The 13,509-nt window shown below is 66.7% G+C and carries 12 protein-coding genes; 6 read left to right on the top strand and 6 right to left on the bottom strand.

What is annotated here, in order from left to right; translation table 11 throughout:
- Positions 1-31 precede the first annotated feature (31 nt).
- Both JWN03_RS06970 and JWN03_RS06965 read right to left on the bottom strand, forming a co-directional pair.
- Positions 32-718, bottom strand: coding sequence for a response regulator (locus tag JWN03_RS06970; protein WP_297611409.1), 687 nt, complete (start codon positions 716-718; stop codon positions 32-34).
- Positions 715-2,079, bottom strand: coding sequence for a sensor histidine kinase (locus JWN03_RS06965; protein WP_297611406.1), 1,365 nt, complete (start codon positions 2,077-2,079; stop codon positions 715-717). Before JWN03_RS06965 ends, JWN03_RS06970 begins: the two co-directional genes overlap by 4 nt.
- A 189-nt stretch (positions 2,080-2,268) precedes the next feature.
- Between JWN03_RS06965 and JWN03_RS06960 the strand changes: the two genes are divergently transcribed.
- The 5 genes from JWN03_RS06960 to JWN03_RS45765 all read left to right on the top strand — a co-directional run bounded on the left by JWN03_RS06960 (position 2,269) and on the right by JWN03_RS45765 (position 8,226).
- On the top strand, positions 2,269-2,598 hold the full coding sequence (locus JWN03_RS06960) for a hypothetical protein (RefSeq protein WP_297611402.1): 330 nt from the start codon (positions 2,269-2,271) through the stop codon (positions 2,596-2,598).
- 18 nt (positions 2,599-2,616) lie between these two features.
- Complete coding sequence (locus JWN03_RS06955; RefSeq protein ID WP_297611399.1) at positions 2,617-3,408, top strand: ABC transporter ATP-binding protein; 792 nt, start codon at positions 2,617-2,619, stop codon at positions 3,406-3,408.
- Positions 3,405-5,900 (top strand): ABC transporter permease, encoded by a 2,496-nt coding sequence (locus tag JWN03_RS06950; RefSeq protein WP_297611396.1) that lies wholly within the window; start codon positions 3,405-3,407, stop codon positions 5,898-5,900. Before JWN03_RS06955 ends, JWN03_RS06950 begins: the two co-directional genes overlap by 4 nt.
- Positions 5,901-5,914: 14 nt before the next feature.
- A complete protein-coding gene (gene gatB, locus JWN03_RS06945; protein ID WP_297611393.1) occupies positions 5,915-7,429 on the top strand; it encodes an Asp-tRNA(Asn)/Glu-tRNA(Gln) amidotransferase subunit GatB in 1,515 nt (504 codons plus the stop codon).
- A gap of 464 nt (positions 7,430-7,893) precedes the next feature.
- Positions 7,894-8,226, top strand: a complete 333-nt coding sequence (locus tag JWN03_RS45765; RefSeq protein ID WP_441342947.1) for a hypothetical protein — start codon at positions 7,894-7,896, stop codon at positions 8,224-8,226.
- A 15-nt stretch (positions 8,227-8,241) separates the two neighbouring features.
- Here the strand turns inward: JWN03_RS45765 and JWN03_RS06940 are convergent, their stop codons facing one another.
- Positions 8,242-9,390 carry a PQQ-dependent sugar dehydrogenase gene (locus JWN03_RS06940; protein WP_297611390.1) on the bottom strand — a complete coding sequence of 383 codons (1,149 nt, stop codon included), beginning with the start codon at positions 9,388-9,390 and terminating at the stop codon, positions 8,242-8,244.
- A gap of 134 nt (positions 9,391-9,524) precedes the next feature.
- Here JWN03_RS06940 and JWN03_RS06935 point away from each other — a divergent pair, with 134 nt between their 5' ends.
- Complete coding sequence (locus tag JWN03_RS06935; protein WP_297611388.1) at positions 9,525-10,424, top strand: DoxX family protein; 900 nt, start codon at positions 9,525-9,527, stop codon at positions 10,422-10,424.
- Between the two features lie 265 nt (positions 10,425-10,689).
- Here JWN03_RS06935 and JWN03_RS06930 read toward each other — a convergent pair whose 3' ends face one another.
- The 3 genes from JWN03_RS06930 to JWN03_RS06920 form a co-directional block, all read right to left on the bottom strand.
- On the bottom strand, positions 10,690-10,989 hold the full coding sequence (locus JWN03_RS06930; RefSeq protein ID WP_297611386.1) for a hypothetical protein: 300 nt from the start codon (positions 10,987-10,989) through the stop codon (positions 10,690-10,692).
- A gap of 15 nt (positions 10,990-11,004) precedes the next feature.
- Positions 11,005-12,846 carry a dihydroxy-acid dehydratase gene (gene ilvD, locus JWN03_RS06925; RefSeq protein WP_297611384.1) on the bottom strand — a complete coding sequence of 614 codons (1,842 nt, stop codon included), beginning with the start codon at positions 12,844-12,846 and terminating at the stop codon, positions 11,005-11,007.
- 125 nt (positions 12,847-12,971) lie between these two features.
- Positions 12,972-13,448, bottom strand: a complete 477-nt coding sequence (locus JWN03_RS06920) for a PH domain-containing protein (protein ID WP_297611382.1) — start codon at positions 13,446-13,448, stop codon at positions 12,972-12,974.
- Between the last annotated feature and the right edge of the window lie 61 nt (positions 13,449-13,509).

Genomic DNA, 13,509 nt, shown 5'->3' with positions numbered 1-13,509 from the left:
GGATGCGATGACTGTGCCCGCACCTCACCCCTCAAGAGTTGGATTCTCCGGGTGCAACCACACCGTGGTCAAACGCGAACACGATCGCCGCCGCTCGATCGCGTAACCCCAGCTTCCCGAAAATGTGCCCCACGTGGCTTTTTACGGTCACTTCCGAGATACCGAGGGAGCGGGCGATCTCCGTGTTGACACGCCCCTTGGCAATGAGCTCGAGCACCTCGAGTTCGCGCGCGGTCAGTTCGGTGAGGCGGCTGCCGCCCGGGGCCGGCGTCGGACGTGCCGACCGGTATGCCGTCAGCACTCGCGGAGTAACCGACGGATCCAGCCACGAGCCGCCCAGCGCCACGGTCCGCACCGCGCGGATCAGATCCTCGGCGGGGGAATCCTTGAGCAGGAAGCCCGCCGCGCCCGCGCGTAATGCGCCTGATAGCAATTGGTCATCATCGAAGGTGGTGAGCGCAAGAACGGGCGGTGCGTCGGCTTGCGTGCGCAGGGTGCGGGTGGCCTCGATGCCGCCTACGCGTTTCATGCGCAGATCCATGAGCACGACATCCGGACGGTGCGCGGCAATCGCGGCGGGCACTTCATCGCCGTCGGCGCATTCGCTCACCACGAAACCATCACGGCGGCGCAGGATTCGGCGCAGACCGCCCCGGACCAGTTCCTGATCGTCCACCACCAGTACAGCAATGAGCTCCCCATCCGACTGGGACGTCACACACCCTCCTGAATTTCCTTGGATCCCATCGGATTCAGTCGATCATGTGTCTTGCGCGCCATCGATGACAGCACCGTCCGCAGGGAATCCTCGGCGACGGTGGCCACGCACATCGTTTGACCGGAAAGTGGGATGTGCGCCTGTACCTGCCAGACCTCACCTGCCCGGTCCGCAGTCAGGGTGCCACCGAGTAGCGCAATGCGTTGTCGCATACCGGAAATCCCCATACCGCGGCCCGGACGAGCGGTCACGCCTGTCGGCAGCGAGTTTGTCACCGTGAGCTCGATGTCCTTGCTGCACAGTGCGATCCGCAGCTGCGCAGACGCACCCGGTGCATGTTTTGCGATGTTCGCCAAGGATTCTTGGCAGATTCGGTACAGCGCCAGCCCGACTCCGGGAGTTACGCCGCTCGGGTCGCCGTCGAGGCGGTAACCGACCGGCATCCCGGCGCGTACGAAATCAGCGACCAGATCATCGACGTCGTCCAATCCCGGCTCCGGCAACTCCAGCGCAGGACGCTGGCCCAGCAGGCCGACGGTGCGCCGGATATCAGCCATGGCCTGGCGTCCCAGCCGCTCGGCATCGGTCAGCGCGTCCACCGCGTCATCCACATCGCGATCGGTCGCCAGTGCGTGCCGGGCAGCGGTCACATGCAGAAGGGTGATGCTGAGCGAATGCGCGATGACGTCGTGCACCTCGCGGGCAATGCGGCGGCGCTCGTCGTCGGCGGCCTGTACGGCGCGCACCTCCTGGTTCTCCCGTTCCTGATACAGGTAGCGGCGCTGATAGTTCAGCATCTGCCCGGTCATCCAGCCGAACACGATGCCGAAGCAGAACCACGGCAGGCCGTCCAGGTGCCCGGCCGATCCGAAGAACACCAACTCGGCGATCATCGCGGCCGCAATGGGCACACTGGCCACCGTGGCTGTGATGGCCGCGATCTCACCCGATGCCGCGACCAGGATGAGCGGCGCGACATCCACGGGTACCGGCTGGACCAGAAAGAGCGCCACGGCCGACATGGTCACCGTGGCGAAAAGCAATGGGCGCGGGGGGATGGAAAGCACCACGCACGGCGGGCCGGCCACATAGACCATGGCCAAGGCCAGGAAGGCAGCGGCGTTCGGGACGTTTCCCGACAGTGCTCGCTGGATCACAGCTCCGGTGCCGGTCGCGATCAGTATCACGTCGACCAGGAAGACGGCGGCGACGGGATAGTCGAATTCCATCTCTTCCACGTAGCGGCGGTACTCGCCGACCGGGTGGCGAACGAACCTTCGGCTGCGGTCGGCGACGTCACGCGGCCGCAGGTCCAGCAATGTCCGCCCGGCAATTCCGGGGGTGGCGCTGGTCACGTTCATTCTGTAAGGCTAGTGGCCGAATTGGACGGCGTACATCGTTCGGCGGCAGGGGCCCGGCTCCTACCGGGGTAGGAGGTCAAGTCGCGTCCGCGGCACGAAGACAGGGCAGTGCGGGCTCTCGTAGCGTCTGGAGTAACTGGTACCGGACCCGTACACCACCGGCCGGGCCACTACGAAAGGTTGGGGGCCATGTCCTGGGCAGACCTGCATGCTCGCACCGACATCCTGCACACCGTCCTGGATCGGGCGGCCCGGAATCCCGCTGACGCCACGCTGTTCCACGAACTACCGGAGCTCGAACGGCTCTTCGGCGGAACGGACGGCCTCCTGCTCGCGCTGCGGCACCGCTGGGAGAACCATTTGCATGTGAAGCTCGACAACGCACTGGCACAGGGCAAATCGGCGGTCGAGGTGTACCTCGAGCTCGCCGGTGAACAGCCGGCGCTGCGCGCGATTCTGGACACCTATGACACCGATCACCTCTACATCCGTCCGCGAACGCGGGCACTGGCTCGCTGATCCACGAGGGGAACCACCATGCTGGAATTGACCGACGTCACGAAGGAATACCGGGTAGGCAAGCAGACCGTGCGCGCGCTGGACGGCATCAGCCTGCGCATCGAACCCGGGGAGTTCACCGCCATCATCGGGCCTTCCGGGTCGGGCAAATCCACACTGCTGCATCTGCTGGGGGCGCTGGACTCCCCGGACACCGGGTCGATTCGCTTCCAGGACAGGGAGATCGGTGACCTGGGCGATGACAGTCAATCCGAGTTCCGGCGGCATCAGGTGGGTTTCATCTTCCAGTTCTTCAATCTGCTGCCCACCCTGACCGCCTGGGAGAACGTCGCCATCCCGAAGCTGTTGGACGGCACCGGATTACGCAAGGCCAAGCCGCGGGCGCTGGAATTGCTCGACCTGGTCGGCCTGGCCGATCGCGCCGAGCACCGGCCCGCGGAACTGTCCGGCGGTCAGATGCAGCGGGTCGCGGTGGCGCGGGCGCTGATCATGGATCCACCGCTGATTCTCGCCGACGAACCCACCGGCAACCTCGATTCCAAGACCGGCGCCGCCATTCTGCAGCTGCTCGGCGACATCACCCGCGCGGGCAATTCGGTGGTCATGGTGACCCACGATATGGGTGCGGTGCGCTACTGCGATCGTGTCATCACCCTGCGGGACGGGCAGATCGGCTCCATCGAGAAGGTGGAGCGCGATGACAACGGCGAGGTGCGGACCACGCCGGTGGGATTCGGCACTGCCGCGGGCATCGAAGAGGTGGCCTCGGTCGAGGGCAGTTCCGACGACGCCGGTGCGGTGCGCGCATGATCCAGGCGAGTTGGGATCGACTACGGCTGTTCAATATCGGCGAACTGCTCGCACACCGCGGGCGCACCATCATGTCCATGGTGGTGATGGGAATCTCTGCGGGACTGCTGGTTTCGGTATTCAGCATCTCCGGCTCCATCACCGGTTCGGTGGACAAGCTCACCCACAGCCTCGGCGGCAACGCGGCGCTGGAGGTCAGCGGCATCACCGATGCCGGGTTCGATCAGATGCTGCTGACACAGATCAGAGCCGTTCCGGGGGTCGGTACGGCGGTGCCCATGCTGCGCGAATCCATTGGCGCGGACGCGAATCGGGCAATGCTCATCGGTGCGGACGCCACCGTCACGAAGCTCGGCAGCGATCTCGGCGGGGCGCTGCAGGATCAGGCGTCCAAGCTGGTCAATGTTTCCAACGGCGTACTCGTCGGCTCCGCCATGGGGCACAGGGAAGGTGAGCAGATCCAGCTCGGGTCCATCACCGCGACGGTGGCGGGGGTACTCGACGAGTCCACTTCGAAGCGCCTCAATTCCGGTCATATCGTCATCGCGCTGCTGCCGGTCGCGCAGAAGATCGCCGACCGGCCCGGACGGCTGGACTCCATCCAGATCGTTCCCGCCGCGAAAACCGATGTGGAGCAATTGCGTTCGAGCCTGACGCAGCTGGTGGACGGGCACGCGGTGGTCGCCGATCCGGACCTGCGCACCGCCCAGGCCGGCGGCTCCCTGCAGCTGGTGAAGTATTCGACGCTGGCCTCGTCCGCGGCGGCGCTCATCGTGTCGTCGTTCCTCATCTACAACGCCATGAGTATGGCTGTGGCGCAACGCCGTCCGATGCTGTCGCTGCTGCGTGCCATCGGCGGCCGGCGCGGACCGGTGGTGCGCGGGTTGCTCGCCGAGGCAGCACTACTCGGCCTGTTCGGCGGGTTCGTGGGTTCGCTCGTCGGAATAGTCATGGGCCGCATCGCCATCGGTAAGCTCCCGGCCGCCATTGTGCAATCGGTGGAAGCCCGCACCGAATACGAGGTGCCCGGCTATGCGATTCCGGTGGCGGTGGCCGCCTGTGTGCTGGCCAGCGTCATCGCCGCGGCCATCGCGGCCCGGCAGGTGTACAAGGTCGCACCCATCGAGGCGCTGGCTCCCGTCGGCGCTTCCACCTCGGATGAGGTGAGCCCGCTGCTCAAATGGGGTTCGCTGGTGCTCGGCGCGGCGATGGTCGGCGCGGGGGTCGTGGTCGCCGACGCCGATCTCGGACGCCTGTCGCTGGTCTCCATCTCGCTGGCCATCGCCGGCGCGGTTGTGCTGTGCTTCTCCGCCACCGGTCCGATTGTGCAGGTAATCGCCGCGGTGGCAAGGCTTTTCGGGGCGCCGGGCGCGCTCGGCGCGACCACCGTCGAACGCGCACCACGCCGGGTGTGGGCCACCACCATGACCGTCATGATCGGCATCGCCGCCATCGTGGCCATGGGCAACGCCTCCCGCAATATGGTCGATGCGGCGGCGCAAACCTTCCAAGGTCTCGGCCGCACAGACGTTTTCGTCAGCGCGACCGCCATGGAGCAGTTCCCCACCGGCCCGCTGCTGCCCTCGGATCTGAAGGACAAGCTGAGCGGCATCCCGGGCATCAGCGATATCGGTTCGGCCCAAATGGCTTTCGCCACCCTGGGGCGCGGTCGCGTCATGCTGCAGGGCTACGAGGGCGGGGTGGCCCGCAGCTCGGCCCTGGACGGCACGAGCCGGCAGGACCTGGACCGGATGGCAGCCGGTCAGGGCATTGTCATCTCCCGCGATGTGGCCCGCTCGCTCGGAGTGAGCGAAGGCTCCGGCGTCGATCTGCCGACGCCGACCGGCGTGCACCACGTGACGGTATTGCGGGTGGTGCCGTACTTCTCCGCCATCGCGGGCGTGGTCGTACTGGATCTGAACATTCTGCGGCAGTGGTATCAGCGGCCGGGCGAAACCATCATCGGTATCGACTTCGCGCCGAACGCCGATCACGAAGCCGTCTTCAATGCCATCCGGGCGGCGGTCCCCGCACAATTGCACGTTGTCACCGGTGAGCAAGCGGTGACGGCCATCTCCAGCAGTGTCCGGCAGGGCATGTCCATCAGCAGCGCGATTCTCTGGATCGTGGTCCTGGTCTCCACGGTCGCGCTCCTGAACACCCTGATGCTCTCGGTGCTGGAACGCCGCCGGGAACTCGGCGTACTGCGGGCCATGGGCACCAGTCGCCGCTTCCTGCTCCGCACCGTCCTCACCGAGGCGGCCGGTATCGGAGTGACCGGCGCCGCACTGGGTCTCGCGGTCGGTTCCGCCACGCACTATCTGGCCACGGTGGCCCTCGGGCACGCGATCTCCATCGATATCCACTACCAACCCAGTCCGCTGCTGCTGGTCTACGCCATCGTGGCCCTGGCATTGTCCCTGCTCGGCTCCATCCCGCCCGCGCTGCGCGCCGCCCACCTCCCCATCGTGGAGGCCATTGCCGCCGACTGAATAGGATGGTGGCCATGAGCGCAGCCACGGTCGACTTGATGGACTACACCGACGTCATCAGCCGGTACGAGCCGGTGCTGGGTATGGAGGTGCACGTCGAGCTGGGCACCGCGACCAAGATGTTCTGCGGATGCCCGACCGAGTTCGGCGCCGAGCCCAACACCCAGGTGTGTCCGGTGTGTTTGGGCATGCCCGGATCGCTGCCGGTGGTGAACGAGAAGGCCGTCGAGTCGGCCATTCGGATCGGCCTCGCGCTGAACTGCTCGATCACCCCGTGGGGGCGGTTCGCGCGCAAGAACTACTTCTACCCGGACCAGCCGAAGAACTACCAGATCAGCCAGTACGACGAGCCGATCGCCACCGAGGGCTACCTCGATGTGACCCTCGACGACGGTTCCGTGTTCCGCGTGGAAATCGAGCGCGCGCACATGGAGGAGGACACCGGTAAGTCGCTGCACGTGGGTGGCGCGACCGGTCGAATCGTCGGCGCCTCGCACTCGCTGCTGGATTACAACCGCGCGGGTGTGCCGCTCGTCGAGATCGTCACCAAGACGATCACCGGTGCGGGGGAGCGGGCTCCCGAGGTGGCGCGCGCCTATGTCACCGCGCTGCGCGAGGTGCTCAAGTCGCTGAACGTCTCCGATGTGAAGATGGAACAGGGCTCGCTGCGCTGCGACGCCAATGTTTCGCTGATGCTCAAGGGCGCCAAGGTATTCGGCACCCGCACCGAGACCAAGAACGTGAACTCGCTCAAGAGCGTCGAGGTCGCGGTGCGCTACGAGATGCGCCGCCAGGCCGCGGTGCTGACCGCCGGCGGCGAGATCATCCAGGAGACCCGGCACTTCCACGAGATCGACGGCTCCACCTCCTCCGGTCGAGTGAAGGAGACCGCCGAGGACTACCGCTACTTCCCGGAGCCGGACCTCGAGCCCGTCGCGCCGGACGCGGCCTGGGTGGAGCAGCTGCGCGGCACCATTCCGGAGTACCCGTGGCTGCGCCGGGCGCGCATCCAGTCCGACTGGGCACTCTCGGACGAGGTCTTCCGCGATCTGGTCAATGCCGGTGCGCTGGATCTGATCATCGCCACCGTCGATGCCGGCGCCTCCGTGCACGAGGCACGGTCCTGGTGGGTCTCCTACCTGACCGAGAAGGCCAAGGAGCGTGAGGTCGCGCTCGACGAGCTGCCGATCACGCCGAAGCAGGTCGCCGAGGTGGCGGGGCTGGTCGAGGCCAAGACCATCAATAACAAGAGTGCCAAGCAGGTTGTCGACCTCGTGCTCGCCGGCGAGGGTGAGCCCGCCGCGATCGTCGAGGCCAAGGGGCTGGGCATGGTCAGCGACGATTCGGCGCTGCAGAGCGAGGTCGACAAGGCGCTCGAGGCCAATCCGGCCATTGCCGAGAAGATCCGCTCCGGCAAGATCCAGGCCGCGGGCAAGGTGGTCGGCGATGTCATGAAGGCCACCCGTGGGCAGGCCGATGCCGCGCGTGTGCGCGAACTCGTGCTGGCGGCCTGCGGCGTCTCCGAATAGGCGCTGCAACGTAAATGGCGCACGGCTGCGGCCGTGCGCCATTTTTATGGACGTGCACAGGGTTTCGATCATGGGGATCCAATAGAGGGCGCGGCGTATTTCCGGACGGTAGGTTTTCGAGCTTGTCCTTCTCCCCGGACCCCGGACCCCGGACCCTGGAGCTCGACCGTGCCTCGCCTGACCGTTGCCCTCGCAGTTCCCGTCCTCGCCGTTGCCTTGTTCGCGACCGCGTGCTCGCAATCCAACAACACCACGAACACCTCCCAGGCCAGCTGCCCGATGGGGGAGTCGACCAGGCTGTAGGCGATCGTCTGCGGCTTGGTCGCCTGAGCCGTTGTCATCACCGTTGAAGTGGGCGAGCCGCTCCAGTCGCGCCTGCTCGGCCTCGGTAAGGGTGGCGCGCTCCTCTTCCGATACCTTCCCGAACGGGATGAATCCGAACGTCGCGGCATTGAGGTGAACTCCTGCAACATGATCGGCGTCGATCTTGCCGAGCTCTGCCGAGACGAACGCACCCATATCGCCGCCCTGCACGCCGTAGCACGTACCAAGCCACGGTCCGGCTGCACACCCCGGCCGATTCCGAGGCGGCCCGGGCATCAGCGACCTACGGCCGCATCGAACCCGTCGACAGCCGAACCTGCCTGCTGCACATCGGCGCAGACGATGCGCGCGCGGTCACCTTCCTGATGGGCGCACTCACCGTCGACTTCGAGGTGGTCGATGCCCCCGACCTGTCCCGCGAGCTCCGTGCTGCCGCAGCACGTTTCAATGCCGCCGCGGGTGCTGACCAATGACAGGGGAAGGCCGGTCTAGTCCGGACCGGCCCCTTGGCCCGCAGACGGCGGCGGGATGCGGACGACGCGGTCGTCGTACTGATTGGGCTGGCCGTCGGTCTTGTTCACCGTCGAGGACCAGATGCTGCCGTCGCCGCCGATCGCCGCGCCGTCGAGCCGCCCGTACTTGTCCTGTGCCAGGAGCGTCGGGGAGGCGGTGACGGCGTGAGTTGTCTTGTCGGCCTTCGCGATTGCCAGCGCCTTCTGATTGGTGAGTGCAATGGCCACACCGTCGGTGGCGGCGGCGCAACCGGCCACACCCGGATGATCGGGCCAGCTCCACGCCTTGGTGGCGGTGCCGTCGGGGCCGACGCGCTGTAACCGATCCTCGGTGGCGGTGCGGTCGGTGATCCAGATGGAATCCTGATGGTCCGAGCACACGCCGCCCGCTACGCCGATGCCGGCGAGCATGACCTGCGCGGTGGCGCCGGGGGCGGGCGAATTGACGCTCAGCAGCTTTCCGGCCCAGGAACCATTGTCGACCGCCGACGAGGGGTTGCCCGCATCGCCGGTGAGCACCAGCATCTTGTCGGCGGTGTGGAAGTCGATGGCGCCGCGATTGCCATTGGCGCCCTTCGGAATTCCGGTGAGAATCGGCTTGGGCGTGCCGCCGTCGGTGGAAACGCGCACCACCCGGTTATCGCTGCCGGTGGTGATGTACGCGTAGATCAGGCCGTCCTCGGCGAAACTGGGGGACAGCGCCAGTGCGGTGAGGCCGCCGTCGCCCGTCGCGTCCACATCGAGATGGGCGACTTCCACCGGCGCGGGCGGCACACCCTCGTCGGTCGCGACCACCTTCAGAATGCGCCCGGTCAGCCGTTCGGCGACCAGTCCGCTCGTACCGTCGGGCAGCGTGACCACGCCGCCGGTGGTATCCAGGCATGAGATGACCACTGCCGGATCGGGATCCACACACGGCAGATCCGGCCGCTTCGCCGTACTGCTCGGCGGATTCGGCTTGGTACTGCCCTGCGGGGCATCCACCCAGTTCGGCTCGGTGGTGAACGGTGTCGAAGCACGATCGTCGAACCGTGCGCAGCCGGAGAGCAGCATGACGCCGAGCATCGCGCCCACCACGATTCTCCGTGCGCCCACCCCGAACCGGCCCGCGGCAACCCAACTCATGGTGCAGACGTTACGGAAAACCCGGCGCGGATGTGCGGACGGGGTCGCTGACCACCCCGGCGCACCACGAACTGGACATCGGACACGCCCGCGACTGTCGTGTGTCCGGCGCTCCCGCCGCATACTCTGACCGCGTGACCGAGAAGCCGAACAAGCCCTCCGCCGACGCGCCGGGCAGCACCCCGCCCGGATCGCCACGGCCGACGGGCGAACCGGTGCGCAGCCCCTACGATTCGCCGACCGAGCAGTTCAACACCTCCAGCGTGAAAGCCGATCTCACCAAGAATCTGCCGCGCACCGACGAGGAACTCGGCCTGGATCCGGAAGTGCCGCTGTACACGGAGGTGAAGGAGGCCATCGGCGCCGGCCTGACGCCCGCGGCAGCTGTCACCGGCGTGCCTGCCGACGACACCGCGCCCACCTACGCCTTCGCTAGCATCCCGCCCGCGCCCAACGGCGGCGGCGAGCCTGTCAACCGCATCCGCCGGCGCGGCGACGACCGCCGCGGCACGCTGGACCTCGGACTGCTGTTGCTGCGCTTGGTGATCGGCGGCACCTTCATCTACCACGGACTGCAGAAGGCCGCGGGCTGGTTCCACGGCCCCGGTTACGACGGCATCCGCACCTCCATGGAGAACGGCGGCTGGAAGCACGCCGATATCGCGGCGCCCATGCTCATTGCCGGTGAACTCGGCGGCGGCATCCTGGTGGCGGTCGGTCTCGCGACACCCCTGGCCGCCGGCGCCGTGCTCGCGGTCATCCTGGACGCCTGGATGTGGAAGCAGGGCATGACCGCCGGTTTCCAGTACAAGGCGCCCACCGGCGTGGAACTGGAATCCATTCTCGCCGGCGGTGCGGCCGTCATCATGCTCACCGGCCCCGGCCGCCTCTCGCTCGACCGCAACCGCGGCTGGGCCACCAGACCCTTCCTCGGCTCTCTCGCAGCTCTCGTCGCCGCCGTCGCCGCCGCGATCCTCACCTACATCTACCTGCACGGCGGCAACCCCCTCGAAGGTATCCGCCCCTTCAACTGACCGCGCGCCTGGCGCCTGACCGGTCACCGATCAGCACCGCCTGACGCGGGTCATTACCGCCTGCACGGACGGCGCCCGAAAAGCCCAGTGGCCCGGAGCGATCCAATGGATCACTCCGGGCCACTTGCTATCACCGAGACTTGCGGCTGGATTCGCCCCGCAGGTATGAGCGGACCAGGCGAATCCTCTCCCGCTGTGGGGGGTTCGCAGGGGTTACTCCCGTGAACCTTCCCCGCGGTCTACGGGGGCATGTCCCCGCCAATCCTCACCACTGCGTGGCGTTGAAGCGCTCCCACTCTTGGAACGTTTCCTGGTGCAAACGCACTACCTCACCGGACTTGGCGTCGATCTGTTCGTTCAGTACTGCGCGGTGGGCACTGATGCGGGCAGCTTCGGCGGGCATGGCCAAGTACTCCGTGCTGCCCAGTTCGCGAGACTGGGCGGCGAGTTCCTCGGCCTCGGCCAGCAGTGCCTTCGCCTGGGCTTTGCGGTAATCACTGCGCTCCAGCATCGAGGTGTACTCGGCCAGCATGGTGTCGGCTTTGCCGACATATTCGATTGTCATTCCCTCTGATCTTTCTTACGGCACCCGCCGCACAGCACCCTTATCGGCCGAGGTCGCCAGCGCCGCATACGCGCGCAGCGCGGTGGTCACCGAGCGCTCGCGATTCACGGGCTGCCAAGGCCGTTCTGACGCTTCCATTTTCACGCGTCGCTCCGCGAGAACCTCATCGGGGACCAGCAATTCGAGCGCACGGGAGTGCACATCGATGCGAATGCGGTCACCGTTCTCGACCAGGCCGATGCCGCCGCCACTGGCCGCTTCCGGCGAAATGTGGCCGATGGACAGGCCCGACGTGCCGCCGGAGAAGCGGCCGTCGGTGATGAGCGCGCAGACTTTGCCCAGACCCGTGCCCTTGAGGAATGAGGTGGGGTGCAGCATTTCCTGCATGCCGGGACCACCCTTGGGGCCCTCGTAGCGGATCACGATCACATCGCCCGGCTGGATCTTCTTATTGAGGATGAGCGAGACCGCCTCCTCCTGGGATTCGACCACCACGGCCGGACCCTCGAAGGTGTACAGGTCCTCGTCGATGCCGGCGGTCTTCAGGATCGCGCCGTCCGGTGCGATATTGCCGCGCAGCACGCACAGCCCGCCCTCGACGGTGTAGGCATGCGCCACATCGCGGATGCAGCCGCCCTCGGCATCGGTATCGAGCGAGGACCAGCGGTTCTCGGTGGAGAACGGTTCGATGGTGCGCACTCCGCCGGGCGCGGCGTGGAACAGCTCGATGGCCTCGTCGGAAGCCTTGCCGGAGCGGATATCCCAGGTGTCGAGCCACTCCTCGAAGGAGGCGCTGTGCACATTGGTGACGTCGGTTTCGAGCAGTCCGCCGCGGCGCAGCTCGCCCATGATGGCCGGAATGCCACCGGCGCGGTGCACATCCTCCATGTGGTAATCGGAATTGGGGGAGACCTTCGACAGGCAGGGCACCCGACGGGAGATCTCGTCGATGGTCTGCAGATCGAAGTCGATCTCACCCTCCTGCGCGGCGGCGAGGGTGTGCAGCACGGTATTGGTGGAACCGCCCATGGCCACGTCGAGCGCCATCGCATTGCGGAAAGCCTTGGCGGTGGCCACATTCCGCGGCAGCACCGAGGCATCGTCATCGCGGTACCAGCGGGTGGCGATATCCACGATGACCTGCCCGGCCCGGGTGAACAGCGCGCGGCGCGCGGCATGGGTGGCCAGCGTGGAGCCATTGCCCGGCAGTGCCAGACCCAGCGCCTCGGTGAGGCAGTTCATGGAGTTCGCGGTGAACATGCCGGAGCAGGAACCACAGGTCGGGCAGGCGCTGCGCTCGACCTCGTCCAGGCCCGCATCGCTGACGGCCTGCGAGGCGCTGGCGGAGATGGCGGTGATGAGGTCGGTCGGCGCCTGCGCCACACCGCCCACCACGACGGCCTTACCGGCCTCCATCGGACCGCCGGAGACGAACACGGCCGGGATGTTCAGCCGCATGGCGGCATTGAGCATGCCGGGAGTGATCTTGTCGCAGTTGGAGATACACACCAGCGCATCGGCGGTGTGCGCATTGGCCATGTACTCGACCGAATCTGCGATGATCTCGCGCGAGGGCAGCGAATACAGCATGCCGCCGTGACCCATGGCAATGCCGTCATCCACCGCGATGGTGTGGAATTCGCGCGGTACGCCGCCCGCCGCCCAGATCGCCTCGGCCACGATCTCGCCGACGTTCTTCAGATGCACATGGCCGGGGACGAACTGGGTGTACGAGTTCGCGATGGCAATGATCGGCTTACCGAAATCGGAGTCGGTCATACCGGTCGCACGCCAGAGGGCGCGAGCGCCCGCGGCATTGCGTCCGGCGGTGGTGGTGCGTGAGCGAAGCGGTGGCATGGGGTCCTCGGGTTCTCGTCGCAGGGGGCTGGTCGGCGACTTCGCCGAATGCTTTCGGCGGAATCCAACGTTACTCCCGCAGACGCTGACCACCGTCAGCGGTCGAAACCTCGCACCCCGACACGCTAGCGGTCGGTGTCCTCGGCCTTCGCGGACTCGGCCGATGCCACTTCGTTTTCGGGCACAGTGCTTTCGGCAACAGCGGTCTCGTCGGCTTCTGCGGCCGCATCCGCGTCCTCGGGTTCGAAGAACGGATCCGGAATTCGCCCGCCGGATGCTGCGACCAGATCTGCCAGCCGGTCGTAGCTGACCGCGGGCAGCCGCACATCCGAATCATCGGCGAGATGCAACTGCAGGTACCCGCGCTTCGGTAGGCGCAGACCCTTCACCTCGGACCAGTCGATATGCCGGGTGGAGAACATGCTTCGTGCATCGATCCCCGATTCCGACACCGTGGTTCGGGTGCGTTCGATCCAGACGGCCACAGCCACCGGTATGGCGAACAACACCCATAGTCCCGCGGGCCACCCGAAGAACGGGAAAGCGGCGCAGAACAGCAGGAGGAACACCCCGATATGCGCGAGCCGGGGGATGCGGATCACGCGACCCGTGTCCGATCCGGAGTCGGGCGTGTGGGACGATCGAGCTGGTGGCACGGACTGA

The sequence above is a fragment of the Nocardia sp. genome (assembly GCF_025465275.1).
Classification (GTDB): Bacteria; Actinomycetota; Actinomycetes; order Mycobacteriales; family Mycobacteriaceae; genus Nocardia.
The sequence above is the reverse complement of the archived record's forward strand: the minus strand, read 5'-3'. Positions and strand labels throughout refer to the sequence as shown.